14 protein-coding genes and 4 tRNA genes are annotated in these 16,184 nt (G+C 39.4%); 11 read left to right on the forward strand and 7 right to left on the reverse strand.

Translation table 11 applies throughout. The annotated features are described in order from the left end of the window. Positions 1-38 precede the first annotated feature (38 nt). Entirely contained in the window at positions 39-1,007 is a 969-nt protein-coding gene (locus FTU29_RS00785) for an Lrp/AsnC family transcriptional regulator (RefSeq protein ID WP_180023872.1), read from the reverse strand. A gap of 97 nt (positions 1,008-1,104) precedes the next feature. On the opposite strand from FTU29_RS00785, the gene FTU29_RS00790 reads away from it, so the two are divergent. Further along, the gene (locus FTU29_RS00790) at positions 1,105-2,400 is read left to right on the forward strand and encodes an MFS transporter (RefSeq protein WP_180119832.1); all 1,296 of its coding nucleotides are present in this window, start codon (positions 1,105-1,107) and stop codon (positions 2,398-2,400) included. Then, positions 2,397-3,740: an amidase gene (locus FTU29_RS00795; protein ID WP_180119834.1), complete on the forward strand. Its 1,344-nt coding sequence runs from the start codon at positions 2,397-2,399 to the stop codon at positions 3,738-3,740. Before FTU29_RS00790 ends, FTU29_RS00795 begins: the two co-directional genes overlap by 4 nt. A 69-nt stretch (positions 3,741-3,809) precedes the next feature. Here the strand turns inward: FTU29_RS00795 and FTU29_RS00800 are convergent, their stop codons facing one another. Continuing rightward, complete coding sequence (locus FTU29_RS00800; protein ID WP_180063101.1) at positions 3,810-4,682, reverse strand: ATP-binding protein; 873 nt, start codon at positions 4,680-4,682, stop codon at positions 3,810-3,812. A 189-nt stretch (positions 4,683-4,871) separates the two neighbouring features. On the opposite strand from FTU29_RS00800, the gene FTU29_RS00805 reads away from it, so the two are divergent. From FTU29_RS00805 to FTU29_RS00830, 6 genes are all read left to right on the forward strand, one after another. Then, on the forward strand, positions 4,872-6,383 hold the full coding sequence (locus tag FTU29_RS00805) for a DUF3336 domain-containing protein (RefSeq protein WP_180119836.1): 1,512 nt from the start codon (positions 4,872-4,874) through the stop codon (positions 6,381-6,383). Beyond that, the gene (locus FTU29_RS00810) at positions 6,361-7,185 is read left to right on the forward strand and encodes a protein kinase (RefSeq protein ID WP_180119838.1); all 825 of its coding nucleotides are present in this window, start codon (positions 6,361-6,363) and stop codon (positions 7,183-7,185) included. The genes FTU29_RS00805 and FTU29_RS00810 overlap by 23 nt, the downstream gene beginning before the upstream one ends. A gap of 107 nt (positions 7,186-7,292) precedes the next feature. Beyond that, positions 7,293-7,377 (forward strand) — tRNA-Leu (locus FTU29_RS00815). Between the two features lie 37 nt (positions 7,378-7,414). Next, positions 7,415-7,488 (forward strand) — tRNA-Trp (locus FTU29_RS00820). A 38-nt stretch (positions 7,489-7,526) separates the two neighbouring features. Next, positions 7,527-7,611 (forward strand) — tRNA-Leu (locus FTU29_RS00825). A gap of 73 nt (positions 7,612-7,684) precedes the next feature. Next, positions 7,685-7,769, forward strand: a tRNA-Leu gene (locus tag FTU29_RS00830). A 305-nt stretch (positions 7,770-8,074) separates the two neighbouring features. Here FTU29_RS00830 and FTU29_RS00835 read toward each other — a convergent pair. Next, on the reverse strand, positions 8,075-8,278 hold the full coding sequence (locus FTU29_RS00835) for a hypothetical protein (protein WP_078188846.1): 204 nt from the start codon (positions 8,276-8,278) through the stop codon (positions 8,075-8,077). 441 nt (positions 8,279-8,719) lie between these two features. On the opposite strand from FTU29_RS00835, the gene FTU29_RS00840 reads away from it, so the two are divergent. Continuing rightward, a complete protein-coding gene (locus FTU29_RS00840) occupies positions 8,720-8,986 on the forward strand; it encodes a hypothetical protein (protein WP_111883866.1) in 267 nt (88 codons plus the stop codon). Positions 8,987-9,077: 91 nt separating this feature from the next. Here FTU29_RS00840 and gloB read toward each other — a convergent pair whose 3' ends face one another. Beyond that, complete coding sequence (gloB, locus tag FTU29_RS00845; protein WP_180094232.1) at positions 9,078-9,809, reverse strand: hydroxyacylglutathione hydrolase; 732 nt, start codon at positions 9,807-9,809, stop codon at positions 9,078-9,080. Between the two features lie 109 nt (positions 9,810-9,918). Then, positions 9,919-10,527 carry a flavin reductase family protein gene (locus FTU29_RS00850; RefSeq protein ID WP_180119839.1) on the reverse strand — a complete coding sequence of 203 codons (609 nt, stop codon included), beginning with the start codon at positions 10,525-10,527 and terminating at the stop codon, positions 9,919-9,921. A 104-nt stretch (positions 10,528-10,631) separates the two neighbouring features. Between FTU29_RS00850 and FTU29_RS00855 the strand changes: the two genes are divergently transcribed. Both FTU29_RS00855 and FTU29_RS00860 read left to right on the forward strand, forming a co-directional pair. Further along, entirely contained in the window at positions 10,632-11,453 is an 822-nt protein-coding gene (locus tag FTU29_RS00855; protein ID WP_078193606.1) for a PhzF family phenazine biosynthesis protein, read from the forward strand. 149 nt (positions 11,454-11,602) lie between these two features. Beyond that, on the forward strand, positions 11,603-14,371 hold the full coding sequence (locus FTU29_RS00860; RefSeq protein WP_180119841.1) for a pitrilysin family protein: 2,769 nt from the start codon (positions 11,603-11,605) through the stop codon (positions 14,369-14,371). Between the two features lie 81 nt (positions 14,372-14,452). Here the strand turns inward: FTU29_RS00860 and FTU29_RS00865 are convergent, their stop codons facing one another. Then, the gene (locus FTU29_RS00865) at positions 14,453-15,517 is read right to left on the reverse strand and encodes an amidohydrolase (RefSeq protein ID WP_180119843.1); all 1,065 of its coding nucleotides are present in this window, start codon (positions 15,515-15,517) and stop codon (positions 14,453-14,455) included. A gap of 172 nt (positions 15,518-15,689) precedes the next feature. Continuing rightward, entirely contained in the window at positions 15,690-16,091 is a 402-nt protein-coding gene (locus FTU29_RS00870) for a DUF3144 domain-containing protein (protein ID WP_180119846.1), read from the reverse strand. Positions 16,092-16,184 lie beyond the last annotated feature (93 nt).

The following is a 16,184-nucleotide window of genomic DNA, read 5'->3' on the forward strand; positions in this document are numbered from 1 at the left end:
AAATCGTTAAAAAAAGAACCGCATTTGCGGTTCTTTTTTTAATCTAAATTTGAAAATAACTGCGCGCTACTGATTTTTCGCATAAATCCTGCACGTTTTAATGCCAATGTCACCATGTTGGTATTGCAAGATTGAATGCCTTCAAAATTACCAAGATCTTCTGTAATGAGTTTCCATAAATCACTTAAATCATTACATAGGACATGCCAGAAAAATTGTGAATCTCCACTAATGCCAAATAGGCAGCGTGTGTTTTTAAGTTCAGACAAGGTTTTGGCAATTTGATTTGCTGCATCTGGACGAGCTTTAATCAAAATAATCGCTTCGGACTTATAGCCCATCAAACTGGGTTCTACATCGACACGAATGTTGAAAATGCCTTCTTCCAATAAATCATTCAATAATTTCTGAGTTTTATGTTCACTGAGTTCGATTTGCTCTGCCAAACTTTTAATAGATGAACGCCCATCAATAGACAGAGCATGAATCAGTTTTAACTCTATTTCAGTCAAACTTCTAAAATTGACGTTTTTATCGCTTGTACCTTCTAAAGCTTTGGGTTTGCTTGCCCAAGTAAATGGTTTTAATACGGCTTGGGTTTCTACGGTTTTAATATCCGGAATATGCGTAACAAAATCATGCATCCAAACAGAGAGATCGGCGGCCTTTTCTAATCCAATTTCAAGAAAAATATCGGCAAGTCCTGTGGTTAGAAAAACAATGCGTACTTCTGGACGGTTTGCAAAAAATTGCGCAACTTCTTTTTCCTTCCCAAATTTCACACTGATCCAGACATGAACGGTGTAACCCTTATTGGCAACCACAGGATTTAATTCAATTGCAGTTCGTATAACTTGGTCATCTAGCAATCTACCTAGACGTCGAGACAGCTTTTTTTCAGGGACATCACTAATCTGGCTCAGTTCTCGCCATGATCCTCTCGGATTGGAGATAAGAGCTTTGATGCATGCAGTATCGATTTCGTCGAAACTAAAAGATTCACTCATGATGATTGACTTGTCTAAAAACTAATTATAATCTAAATTTAAGTCTAGAAAATAAAATACAACCTGTATTTATGTCTAAATATTAAATGAGACGCTTATGGATGAGTCAAAAATGCAAAACTCAATTTCCACACAAGGAAATGTATCACAAAAGAAAGTTATTCTTGCAGGAACTGTAGGAAATGCTATTGAATGGTTCGATTGGACGATTTATGCAACTTTTGCAGTATTTTTCGCGAAACAATTTTTCCCTTCAGATGATCCAACTGCATCCTTGCTTGCGACCTTCGCAATTTTTGCTGTAGGTTTCTTCATGCGTCCATTAGGTGGAATCGTATTGGGTATCTTTTCTGACCGCTATGGTCGAAAAGCAGCTTTGGCCGCAACCATCATAATGATGGCAGGTGGTTCTTTGATGATAGGTCTTTCACCAACCTATGAATCAATTGGTATTTTTGCGCCGATTATTTTGGTATTAGCGCGATTACTTCAGGGTTTATCTTTGGGTGGTGAGTTCGCTTCAGCGGCAACTTATCTTTCAGAGATGGCACCGAAAAATAAACGCGGATTCTATTCAAGCTTTATGTTTTTCAGTTCAGCGATTGGTATTTTGATGGCCTCAGGTCTTGCTTGGGCTTTAACAAGTACTTTAACTGAAACGCAAATGAGCGAATACGGATGGCGTATTCCATTTATTTTGGGTGCGATTGGCGGCTTGGTGGGGATGTGGATTCGTAAATCAGTACCTGATAGCGAAATGACCCATAAAAAAGAATCAGTAAAAAATCCTTTGGTAGTACTGGTTAAACGTCATCCGAAAGAAACGCTTCGTATTGTGGGTATTTCTATCTTAACAACATTTGCATTCTATATTTTTGTGGTCTATGTCCCGACCTATGCCATTAAAGTTTTAGGCGCAGAGCCACAAACAGCCTTTGCTGCAAATACTGTTGGCTTAATTATCTTTATGCTGTGTCAGCCTGTATTTGGCTGGCTATCAGACAAAATTGGGCGTAAACCGCAGTTGATCGTGTTTGCTGTGGGATATTTAGTGTTCTTTTATCCAATCGTTAAATGGATGGATGGCACGTTTGCATCAATTTTATTGGTCGAGCTTTTCGGCTTGGTTTTATATGCTTTATATACCTCCATTGGCCCAGCTGTCATGTCTGAACAGTTTCCGACAGAAGTTCGTGCAGTTGGCATTGGCGCACCCTACAACTTGATGGTGGCTTTACTCGGCGGCACAACACCGTATGTGCTAACTTGGCTACAAAGTATTGGTAAACAAGATTATTTCTACTTTATGGTATTGGTTGGCGCATTATTAACATTAATCACATTTATGAAAATGCCTGAAACGGCAGGAAAAGGTTTGGAAGATATAAAATGAATATTGTGAATTTATCTGCACTTGAGCTTGGTCGCCAGATTGCCTGCAAAAAGATAACTTCAGTAGAGACAGTTCAATTTTATATTGATCGAAACCAAACATTTAAACATCTAGATTGTATTTCGGAATTATTCGAAATTGAGGCTTTGCAACAGGCACAACATTTAGATGAGTTGCTTCAGCAAGGCACACGATTGAGTCCATTTCATGGTGTGCCAATTTTACTAAAGGATAATCTGGATGTAGCGGGTCATATCACCTATGCAGGTACGGTTTATTTAGATCAAAAAGCGCAAGCGAACTGTAAACTGGTTGATCAATTACAAGATTTAGGTTTTGTGATTTTAGGTAAAACTAAAATGACCGAGTTGGCTTTTGGTTTGTCTGGTCAAAATCCAATGCAAGGCACACCTAAAAACCCGTGGGCAGAGCAGCAATTTGCACCGGGTGGATCATCTTCAGGTTCAGCGGTTGCTGTGGCTAGTGGTCTTAGTCCTATGGCCTTTGGCGGTGATACAGGTGGTTCGATTCGTACACCAGCAGCATTAAATGGCATATTTGGTTTTAAACCTTCAGCCCATAAAATTGCCGACACGAGTGCAGTACCTTTATCCAAAACTTTAGATACTCTAGGGCCTTTTGCACGATTTGCAGATGATATTAGCGCTTTAGTCAATGTATTGATGGATGTAGATGTTGGAGCGGCATCAAGTCAAAATGTAATTTATGCTTTAGATGAATCTGCATTTCCATATCCGCTTGAGCCTGAGGTATTAACCCTTTGGCGCGAAGGGCTAAAACGCATTGAATCATTGGGAATCGAAATTAAAAACTGGCAACCACCTGCACATTTCGATTTTCATGATTTATCGGACCGGACGTCTGACATTATTGCTTATGAAAGTTATTTATATCATGGCGATACAGCTGAAAATGCTGAAACACAGATGTGGGAATTAGTTCGTCAGCGTGTGCTGCGCGGTAAGAGTGTTACACAGGAAAAATACGAGTCATTGATTGCACAGCGAACTGAGTTTCAGCAAACATTTAAAGCTTCTTTAAATGGTCAATGTTTGCTGTTTCCAGTGAGCCCATTCCTTGCAGCTGTGTCTAGCTCAATGGATATCGAGTTTAGTCATGTGGGTGAATACACGCGTCCATTTAACTATTTAGATGCACCAAGTTATGCTTTTCCAATGGCTCAAAGTGAAAGTGGACTGCCGATGGGTATTCAGTTGGTTTCATATCAAGCTAATGATGTTAATGTGGTAAACACAGTGCAGAAAATTGCCAATGGTTTAGGTATTCGTTCTGTCCTTCCACCTATTTGTCAGAATTAAAGAATCATTTGTCATATTCAATAATAAAGAACCGCTATAGCGGTTCTTTTTTTATTTAGTTTTTTGGCTCTAGGCTTGTTTAAGTTGTTCTGACCCAATCCAATGCTTTGAAAATTGATAAGCAGCACGCCCTGAACGTTGCCCACGACCTTGACACCAACGTAGTGCCTCAGCACGCGCTTCATCTGTCCATGGCATCTCGGCTTTAGCCAAATAATGTTCAACAATTTCTAAATATAAATTTTGATCCATTGGATAAAAAGACAGCCACATCCCAAAGCGGTCAGAAAGAGATATTTTTTCTTCAATCGCTTCTTGTGGATGGAGCTCAGTATATTGAGGCACATCTACACGGGTAATTGGTGTGTTTTCGTGCATAAATTCAGGCAATAAATGACGACGGTTACTGGTAGCATAAATAATAAAATTACTCGAACCTGATTGTAATGAACCATCTAAAACACTTTTTAAACTGCGATAGTTTTCATCTTCAGCATTGAATGCCAAATCATCACAATATACGATAAATTTTTCAGGGCGATGTTCAATCAACTTTTGGATTTCTGGCAAATCAGATAAATCATCACGCTCAATTTCAATTAAACGTAAACCTTGGTCTGCATAATGGGTGAGCAGAGCACGGACGATGGATGATTTACCTGTACCACGAGAGCCAGTGAGTAAAACATCATTGGCAGGTAAGCCATTTAAAAACTGTAAAGTGTTTTGAATCACTTTTTCTTTTTGACGCTCAATTCCTTTTAAATCTTCTAAATACATGACTTTGGGCTGTTGAATGGCTTTAAGCTGTTTATCTTGCCATTTAAACGCGATACTCGAAAAATCGGGTGCTTTTTTAAGCTCAGGCAAACTGTGCTGTAGTTGTAAGAGTACAGTAGATAGTGATTGAAGGATGTTGTCAGGTAAATCAATTGTAGCCATGATAAGTCAGCTTGTCGTGTCTTGTTGTTGGTTAGTATATGACAGCAGTGTACATCAATAATGTAGTTATAATCGCCTAAATATGTCAAAGTTAAATGATTGTTCTGGCAGATCAGCGCTATTCGAACAACCAAAAAGTTGTTATAAATCTAGCCGAGTGAACAGTTTAAAATGTGCTGAGGGATAGTCATGTTGTTTACAGGGTTTTCAAAAAGTATTAATCCACATCAGGCATATCGGATAAAAAAATTAAAGCGTCAGCTTGACCGTGCTGAGTGTTATGAAGAATGGAAAGATATCGCACTTAAAATAGATGAAGAATCGGGTGCGCAAGAATGGAAACTCGATAATAGTTCACCGTATTTTGATGCAGAAATTATCACTCATCGTTTAGGGTTGCTGAGACGATATCGTGCTCAGAAACGTACTCGAGATTTGATGTACATTTTAAGTGAAGGTTTAACTTATGATGTGGGCAATATTGCCCATCCCTTGCTGTTTACAGAAGCCTACGTCGGTACCAAAAAAATTATTGAAGACTATGTTGATGAGGTGAGTCAAAGTTTGGCATTTATCGCATCTGAAGAATGCGTTTGTCTTGATGCTGCACAAAAAATTGAATTCTTTGAACAAAGCCAAAAAGCCTATGGTCAACCTGTTTTGATGTTTTCAGGCGGTTCAACTTTAGGTTTGTTTCATACCGGTGTGTGTAAAGCACTGATGGAACAAGATTTGATGCCAAAAGTTCTGTCTGGTTCCAGTGCTGGCGCCATTATGACCGGGATGTTGGGTGTATCTAAACCATCAGAATTTACCAATTTATTAAATGGACAAAACTTCTTTAGTGAGGCATTTCACTTTCGTAAATTGACTGAGTTAGTGCAGGGTAATGGCGGTTTGGCAGATGTAAAATATCTGAAAAAGTTTTTGGTTGAAAACTTAGGTGACTTAACTTTTGCCGAAGCATATAAGCAATCAGGTCTGCATATCAATGTGGCAGTTGCGCCTTATGATGCATCACAAGATGCACGAATTATGAATGCCTATACATCACCCGATTTGTTGGTGTGGAGTGCAGTATTGGCATCTTGTGCAGTGCCCATTCTATTTCCTCCGGTACGACTGACCAGTAAGCGTTATGACGGGCAATTTACGCCATATATGTCGGCAACGCGTTGGGTGGATGGCAGTGTGCGCAGTGATTTCCCACAGGAGAAAATGGCGCGTTTGTATAATATTAATTACAGTATCGCTAGTCAGGTCAATCCGCATATTGTGCCGTTTATGCAGGATGATGCTTCACGCTTTCGTAAAAGCATGTTGAGTTGGCCTGAGCGGATCGTTCGACGTCAAGGTAAGGTAATTAGTAAAGGGGTGATGGATTTTGCCCGTGAGCGAGCAGGAAGTATTCCACCGGTAAGACGGTTGCTTGATCATGGTTATGGCGTGGTGGATCAGCGTTACTATGGTGATGTCAATATTGTGGGGAAATATGGCTTAAGACACTATAGTTATATGTTGCAAAATCCTCGACCCTACCTGTTTAAAGTATTGCAACGTGAAGGTGAAAGAGCCACTTGGCCGAAGATTTCATTAATCGAAACGCAAGCCCGCATTGGTAAGACCATTCAGCATTGTTTGGAATTATTAAATTATCAAAATGAATCCAGTCAACGACATGCAGAATTTATTGCAGTTTAAATCCACAGATTTAGCGCAAACCATTTGCGAGCCAAAAACCAAAACCAAAAGTTTGGTTTTTGGCCGTCGTCTATATCAATTTCAATTCAATCAACAACGTTATTGGCTCAAGGCGCAAGTCAGTGACAGCAGCCCTGAACATGTAGCTAGTTTTGGTCAAGAAATTGAGCTGTACCAGCTATTCAATCAAGCGTCTACACAAAACAGCATCACACTACCTTTTCAAATGATAAAACAGTCGCATCTCAGTATTCAGCAAGAGCCTATTGATCGCCTATTAATACTGCCCAATGCTGAGCCTTGGTTCTTACAGCCTGCATCGAGTTTGAGCATCGAACAGGTGAGGCAGGTGCTATGGCAAGCTCTCGATGTGGTTGAACGATTAAGCTTGCACGGTTGGATACATGCAGATTTAAAACAAGAGCATTTTGTGAATTGGCAAGGGCAGTGCAGACTCATCGACTTTGAGCAAGCGCTACCATTAGATTTTGATCAGCAAAATGCCTTAACTGCGACACCACGTTATATGGCTCCAGAACTTTTCCATGGACAAGCAAAATCTTTGCACAGTGATATCTACGCTTTGGGGATTATTTTCTTGGAATGGCTGACATCACAGCGTTTAGATGCAAAAAACTATCAAGATTGGGCCTATTTACATTGCCAACGCTTAAAGCTTGATCTGCCAATGCAATATCAAGGGTTTAGTCAGCTATTGCAACACATGTTGATGAAGCAAAAAAATGACAGATTGGTGGATTTTTATCGCTTAAAAAGCGACTTAGTTGCTGAATTTGCTTAAGAAAAATACAAAAAAAGCACTATTGTTTTTTATTTAAACAAACAAGATGCTTTTTTATAAAAAAGGCTTGTCATGTAAGGGTGATCTCTATAATATACACAGCCATCGGGGACGTGGCGAAATTGGTAGACGCACTGGATTTAGGTTCCAGCGCCGCGAGGTGTGAGAGTTCGAGTCTCTCCGTCCCCACCACTGAATTACTAAACATGAGTTTAGTAGTGAAGGTCACAGAGGATTGGTGTAATGGTAGCATGACGGTCTCCAAAACCGTTCGTCAAGGTTCGAATCCTTGATCCTCTGCCAAGTTTTAAAAATAGTCTGACATTGTCAGCAACCCTGTTGGGGATGTGGCGAAATTGGTAGACGCACTGGATTTAGGTTCCAGCGCCGCGAGGTGTGAGAGTTCGAGTCTCTCCGTCCCCACCACTTAATTTATTAAGTTGCCAAATAAACAGGTTTTTAAAACAAATTTAAGTCTGACATTGTCAGCACCCGAGTTGGGGACGTGGCGAAATTGGTAGACGCACTGGATTTAGGTTCCAGCGCCGAGAGGTGTGAGAGTTCGAGTCTCTCCGTCCCCACCATTAGATTAAGCAAGGTTTTATACCTTGCTTTTTTGTTTTTGAAATTCGAAAAAATCAGTGTCTCAAACGTGGTTTTTTTTAAAACATAATCTAATGAAATAAATCTTAATAAAGATGATGAACCAAGAGATACAGCAAGATGTCTAATCTTGCTTTTTTATGGTCTGAAATTTCTCTCGTTAAAATGAGTCAGTAAAACAAAGGTGAAAAAAAGCCCGAATATACGGGCAAATTTAGAAATGCGGATTCGAATCAATCGAATTAAATCATTTATTTCTAATCGTTCGAATAAATTTTAAAGAAGATTATGCCTTTAAATGATCTTCAAACTCTTCACCGAGCTGCATGGCCAAAGCATTACCAGACAAGTCTACAGTCACTAGACCATATTCTTTTTTAAAACTGAATGTAAATCCACGATTATCTGCCAGTGTACGAACAGAATATCCTAACTTTTCTAACCAAAGACGGAAGGCAACTAAATTTTTTGCTTTAACCACTTTTTTCACGAGCGAACTCCTTATCAATCATTAAAATATTAAATAGGGGTGTCAAAATATTTTTTAAAGGGGAAATGGAAAACTTTTATTTAAAATATGAAATTTTGATGGATAAATAAACAGATTATCGGCTTGTAAACGGTATAAACTTATTTAACTCGCTGTTTTATAACAAGCTAAACTTAATGTAAGTAAATATAACGTATTTTAAAAATTTGGGTTTTAACTGCTGGCTTAAAATCTGAACTATGTTTATAGAGAAGCTGTGCGCAAAATAAACGATTGTTTGGCTTAGAATGCACAGCTGTTTGGGCATGCAGTTGTGGATTGCAAATAACAGCTTGTTCAAAGCCTAATTCGCTGGATAGGTGAGCTTGCAATGCTATTTCTCATCAAGATTTATCGAAAAGTTTTTATACTATGTTCTATTGGTATAAGTAGATTGAACGCATGCAGAACATTGAGCACGCTGTAAAAGCAAAAATTGAACAGATGCAACAAGCGGGACAGACGCCTGTTGCGGTGATGCTTGGACATGAAGATTGGTTGGTCTTTTCGGAGCAATCCAAAGTGGCATATACACCATTTGGTAGTGCACGACGTTATCAACCGGCATTAGGTGGTTTATTGATGGTACGTATCGATGAAATGCAAGCCGTACGAGTTGTGACTCAAGCTGAATTGGATGAGTTTGCTGCAACTAATCAAATTTTATAAATATAGAATGATAAATCGTCCCGAAATATTCATCACAAATAAAACAGTATATTCGTGATGAAATCTAAAATGCTTATAACTCGCAATCCAATTAAAAATTGTCTTTGAGTTCTCTTAAGCGTTGAAATGCTTCAACACTTTCTGCGCGTAAAAATGGATTGGTTTCTAGTTCTAATTCAATGCTGCTTGGCAAAGTACATTGTCCGAGCATGCGTAGGGATTCAACCTCATCAAACCGCTGTTGTATGGCAAGGTTGTCAGGTTCAACATGCCGCGCAAACTGCGCATTCGATAGGGTGTATTCGTGAGTACAATACACTTGAGTTTCAGCAGGGAATGCGGCTATACGGTTCAATGAATCGTACATTTGTTGAAAGGTGCCTTCAAAAACACGTCCACAGCCCATAGCAAATAATACATCGCCACAGAAAAGCGTATGAATGTCATCGATAAAATATACGATATGACCGAGGGTGTGGCCGGGCGTTGCTGTTATTTCAACTTCAAGCCCATGAAATTCAAAACGGTCATTATGATCGAGAGGATAATTCACCCATGGAATACGGCTTAATTCTGCACGGGGACCGTAAACGGCAATGTTTTTATCCTGAATAAGTTCCGGTACGCCACCGACGTGATCTTTATGCCAATGCGTTAACCAAATTTGTGTAAGATTGAGTTGATGTTCCTGACAATAGCGCTCGACTAAGGCAGCTTCAGTAGGATCTACCACAATGACATCATGGCTTTCGGTGTGTTCAAGCAGCCAAATATAATTTTGCAGTGAATTTTTGACATCCAATGTATGTATTTTAAACGCCATATCCATTCATTCAATATTTTAAATTAAGTTAAATTTAGCATGAAAATGCTCAAAACGGATGATTATCCATTTTTAGCCCTAGATAAACGACATATCTCACAGCGCTATTTTAGTCTGGTGTCTCGTCTACAGATACAGAATTACCAATGGTATAAAAATGCCCACCAGCAACATGGTGCAGACTTTTCCATTCATCTGCTACTTCATGATAATACCAATGTCCGTTACGGAAGACGCGGTCATCAGCATAGGCAGCAATGACTTCGCCAATAAACAGATCGTGCGCTTGTTGATTGTGCGGCTCAGGAATAAGTTTGCACAGTAGCCAAGCAGCACAACCTTCAACTACAGGAATATCTGAGGCATTAAATTGAAATAATTCCATGCCACATTGGCGTAATTTTTCTGGCGCATCACGTTGGCTCATCATGCCAAGTGCATAGACCAGTTTGAGTTGTTTTAGTGTCGGAACTTGTAAGGCGAAATAGCCTGAATTCTCAATAATCTCACGGGTTTTAGTTGATTTATCCAGTACTACTGTCACTTTTGCAGGATTGAACTCTAAGGCGCATGCCCATGCTGCAGTCATGACACCAGTATGGGTTTGGTCTTTAGCAGAGACGAGCACAGTCGGCCCATGATTTAAAAGTCGGTATGATTTTTCTAAAGGAACAGGGTGAATATGCGTTTTCAAAATTGTGCCTATATTTAAGTTCATCTAAAACTTAGATGTTTTATTAAAAAGTGTTGCTACATAGCATATAACGCATGAAATATTTTCAAAAGCCTTTAATATAAATCACTAAATCAGGAGTTCAATCAATGAAAATGTATCAAGTAGACGCATTTACCCAAGTGTTATTTAAAGGCAACCCAGCGGCGGTTTTGGTGTTGGATGAATGGTTAGATGAACACTTGATGCAACAGATTGCTTTGGAAAATAATCTGTCTGAAACTGCATTTGTGAAAAAAATTGACAGCAGTAATTATGAAATTCGTTGGTTTACACCGACCACTGAAGTGGACTTTTGTGGACATGCGACATTGGCCAGTAGTTATGTGCTTTTTGAGTTTTATACGGCTGAAAAAAACATCCAATTTCATGTCAAAAATCTCGGTATTTTTAGCGTAAATAAAGCTGAAGATGGAAAAATTCTGATGAATTTCCCTGTGCGTCGGGCACAGGTCGTGAGTGAATATCCTGAAGAGCTACGTCTAGGGTTGAGTCAACCTTTTAAGCAGGTTTATCTGAATACGCAGGCGTATATCGTGGAATACGAAACGGCTCAACAAGTTTTGGACGAACAACCGAATTTTGAAATTTTAAAACGTCTTGGCAAAATCCGCACCGCCATCACAGCGCCGGGTACGATCACTGATGTTGCAATCACTGCGGCAGCCCAGCAATATGACTGCATTTCACGCTATTTTGCACCGGGCAATGGCATCAATGAAGATCCTGTTACAGGTTCTATTCATACTGGAATCGTGCCTATTTGGGCAGAACGTCTAGAAAAACGTCAAATCTTGGCGTATCAAGCATCGAGTCGTGGTGGTGAGTTACACTGTCAAATGCTTGAAAATGACCGTATAGAAATCTCAGGCTATGCGTGTTTGTATATGCAGTCTGACATTTATATCTGAACATAAATCAAATACATGCTGTCGAAATCTGCGGCATGTATTTAATAAAAAGTAACTATTAATCCTGAAAAGCTCAGCATAAAATCAAAACCAATCTGATCGACAGCACTACGCTGATCGATGCTAAATATAAAGGACACTTGAATTACATGCGTATTAAACATTTAACGCTTTCACTTTTTTTTGCAGGTTTAAGTACAAGCCTCTTTGCTCAACCTGTATTGGTTAAAACTGAACAAACCATTGAAGAATATAAATTAGATAACGGTTTTCGTGTGGTTTTGGCGCAAAACGATAAAGAAAGCAAAGTGTTTATGAATACGGTGTATTTCACGGGTTCTTTAAATGACCCTGCGGGCAAAGGTGGTTTGGCACATTTGCTCGAACATTTGGCCTTTAAAGGCACTGAAAATGTCAAAGGTGATGAATTTCAGCGTCGCTTAGACCAATTCACGCTGATGACCAATGCCAGTACGGATTATTATTCAACGAAATACACCAATGTGATTCGTCCTGAACAAAGTTCAATCGATCAAGTTTTGCATTTGGAAGCAGAACGGATGGATAAATTGGTACTTCAGGAAAAATTTGTACCGACAGAAATTGATATCGTTAAGCGTGAACGTGAAATTCGTTTAGATCAGCCATTTTCAGTGTTAATCGACCAAGTTTTAAAAGAAGCCTATGGCAATCAATCTTTAGGCCGCTTACCGATAGGTGATTTGAAAGAACTTCAATCGATCAATATGAACGAATTAAACCAGTTCTATCGCCGTTGGTATGCGCCAAATAATGCAGTGATGGTAATTTCTGGTAAGTTTGATAAAGCGGCTGTATTAAAACAAATTGATCAACAATTTAGCCCAATTGCCGCACGTCAAATTCCTGAACAGGCCAAAGTCCCTAAATTAGATGGAACGAAATTAAAGCAACGCGAATTTACTGTTCATAAGGGTAGTGACTTTGGCAAATTTAATATTTATTTAAATGGTGCAGTCGAACCGATTAAAACTGCTTTGGCGGTATCTCCAACTTTGTATACCTTACAGCCAAGTGGGCATTTGTATCAAAGCATGGTGGAAACAGGGACAGCAACCGCAGTTCAATCGACCACATGGTTAGATAAAGATTTTAATTTGGTGTTTATGGGGGCGATATATGGCCCAAGTCATGATGCTAACAAAGTGGCAACCAGTCTGGCACAAGGTGTAGAGCAGAATAAAGCCTTTAATGATGTTGAGCTGAACCGTGTTAAAAGCCTGACTCGAAATATGGCTGACAATGTCAAAAATAGCGCAACAGCACTTGGCGAGCGTCTTAGTTCTTATACTGTGGCTTATAACGGGGACTGGTCTCAATATTTCAGAGACTTAGATAAAGTACAAAAGCTGAGTGTAAGCGACGTGAATCAAGTGTATAAGGATTTTCTAAAGCCTGAATACCGTGTCACAGGAAATATTCTACCAACACCTGAAGACCAGAAGAAAGCACAGCAACAGGCTGCGTCGAAACCTGCTGAAACTTTAGATCAGCAAGCGCCTGCAGAAGAGCCGTTGAAAGATGCGAGTGTTTATCGTGCTGAAGTGAAGCAATATGTTGCAGAGTCTAAGCAATATTTAAATCAGAAAGAAAAGCAGATTCAGCGCGCTAAATTTAAAAACGGCATTCAGTATGCGTTGTTTCCAACTAAAACACGTGACGACAAGACCTATGCTACGATTGCATTGGATTTTGGTACAGCGCAAAGCTTAATGAATAAAGGTGAGTTGCTAGATTTGACAGCTTATCTCATGTTCCGTGCATCTAAAGATCAAAGTTTGCAGCAAATTGCCGATAAAATTATTGATGTCGGTGGTGGTGCAACGGTTAGTGCAAATGATAATGGCCTGATGATTCAAGTGGTTGCTCGTAAAGAAAAATTTGCTGAATTTTTGCAATATTTCATTGATGTTATTAAAGCACCAGCATTTGAACAGTCACAATTTGATTTAATCAAAGCGCAAAGTTTGTCGAGTTTGGATCGACCTTATACAGAGCCGGATACCGTTGCAGCAATGACTCTGTCGCGTATTGTCGAGATCTATAAACCGGGGGATATTCGTTATCACTTCGAACCTGAACTTGCGAAAAAACAAATTGAGTCGGCTACACGTGATCAAGTGCAGCAGTTACATCAGAAATTCTTTAAAACACATCACGCACAAATTGCGGTAACAGGTGATTTTGATACCAAGCAAATAGAAAAAATTCTGAAAAAAGAATTTGCAGATTGGAAAACCAGCGAGCCATATCAACGCTTAGAGTCTACATTTACAGCGTATCCTGCACAGAAAGTGCATGCATTGTCTGAACAGCGTGAGTTTGGTAGTTACCAAGCCATTATGACTCTACCTGTAGGTGTAGAGCATACCGATTCTCCTGCGTTACAAGTATTACGCCACATACTTGGTGATTCACAGTTGTCTTCACGTTTAGCTCAAGAGTTACGTGAAAAGAATGCACTGGTTTATGGTTTTAGTGCAGACATTAATTTTGATGAATGGGTGAATTCAGGTGTACTGAGTATTGATGCAAACTACACTGCGGGTAAATCAGCACAAGTTTCTCAGTCTGTTCATAAAGTGTTGCAAAACTTATTGAAAAATGGCGTGACGGAACAGGAAGTAGAAGCAGCCAAAGCCAGTATTTTGAAAAAGCGTTTAACTGCACTTGAAGATGACCGTCGCATTCATAGTATGTTGATTCCACAGTTAGAAAAAGGTCGTGATTTAAACTATCGTGAAAAGCGTGATCAACGCATTGCTAGTTTGACCAAAGCGGATGTTAATGCTGTCATCAAAAAATATATTCAACCTGAGCGTTTGGTTGAGGTGATGGCTGACCAATATGGTCAAGCCGCAAAATCTACTCAAAAATAAAATTAATAAAAAAATCCTCCATCTGGAGGATTTTTTTTGAGCTGCATTGTATGACTTGATTGTAAGATTATCTTAACGAACTTATAGGCGGTAGAACTGACGGGCATTTTGTTGGAAGACTAAAGTCAGTGCATCATGATCATAACTCGCGACCGCATCTGAAAATGCGTCAATAATATTCACCAAGGATGCACTCACACTATCCATCGGGAAGTTAGAGCCAAACATCACACGGTATTTCCCAAAGCATTGTAGAGCATGAGAAATAAGCGGAAAGGCGCAATCGAAAATCTCTTGTTTGGATGCAAGGCGTTGTTCTTTATGAAACTGATGACCCAGTACAGGCATGAATAATCCAGACATTTTGGTATAAACATTTGGGCAACTTGCCAGTTCAGCTAAATCATCTTTCCAACGAAACAAGATATTGTCACGTGAAGTTTGGGTTAAGCCTGTATGTGAGCCGACAGGTCCAAAGGCACCGACAGGTGTCCCAAAATGATCCAGCACGATAGATGTTTCAGGGAAAGCACGTGCTAAAGCGGTTAAATCACGAATTTGGTCTGAATAAACCCACGCATCAAAACTTAAGTTCATTTGAGCAAGAGCTTCAAAACCTTTCATAAATTTTTTATTGGTATAGAGATGCGGTTCATTGGTCCATGCATGAACTTTCGGGTCTTCATGTACAGCTGCCATTTTTCGTATGCCACGAAAATGTGGGGAGGCTTGTTTATGCATTTTAAGAATTTTCTTAAAACTACTGTCACATGGGTCTGCAGTGCCGACTATGGCGCCAAGTTTAATTTTTTGAGCGTTAAAGTCTAAGGATTCAATGAACTTGGTTTCACCAACTACCCCTTTACCTTTATGGTCATGCCAGCTCGCTTCTACATGTACGATTTGATCAACCAAATAATGTCCTGCATCTTGCTTATAATTTTTAGGCAAATACGGTGTCGTCACATGTTTGGTTAAGCCAACCGTGTCAATTAATTCTTGCGGCTTAACTAAGCGCATCATTTTGTCGAGCAAGTAGGGATGTTTACCCAATAATTTCACGGCAAGTGAAGCGGCATGTGGGGTATTGTATGGATCCCATTGATGTATATGTGAATCCACGATGGCAAAATCGAGCGTCTGCATTGCTATCCTTGTCCTTAAAACCATGTCCATTTCTTACGTATTTCATTGTATTTTCGAATACGCGAGGCACTGAAAATAGCATGAATGATGAAAATACAACGTTATGACTAAATATTAAATCAAAGCTTTGTGAAAGAGAAGTTGTATAAAAAAAGCCCCGAAGGGCTTTTGATTAATGCTGATGATCGTGGTCGTGATCCTGCTTATTTGCATGGAATTCTTCGTTATGACGGAAGCGAAGATAGTTTTCAAACTGTTCGCAATATTCATCATAATTATCTTCAAGCATCATTTGAAATTGTTGAAGAATATAAGACATCACTTGATCTTTGGCATCACGCATTTCTTTGCCATCTTTGAAGCCATTTGCAGCAACCCAAGTATTAAAGCGAGCAGTACCAAATAACATGGCAGCACTCACTTGACCGCGCATTTCTGCAGGTTTGACTTGAGAACCTTTTTCAACACGACAAAATTCATTGGCTTGTTTAATAAATTCATCCGCACGTTCAAAGAAAGCTGCATTCAACGCTTCTTCTTCGGTTACATCAGTAGCTTCAATCTTTTGAACCATGAATGTGTCCTAGCATAAAAATCTAATGCAGTATTATAGGCAAAGCCTTGCAGAAACTAAACCTTTGACTTAATCTAAAAATAGCCTAAGTAG

The sequence above is a fragment of the Acinetobacter sp. YH12086 genome, assembly GCF_013419345.1.
GTDB lineage: Bacteria > Pseudomonadota > Gammaproteobacteria > Pseudomonadales > Moraxellaceae > Acinetobacter > Acinetobacter amyesii.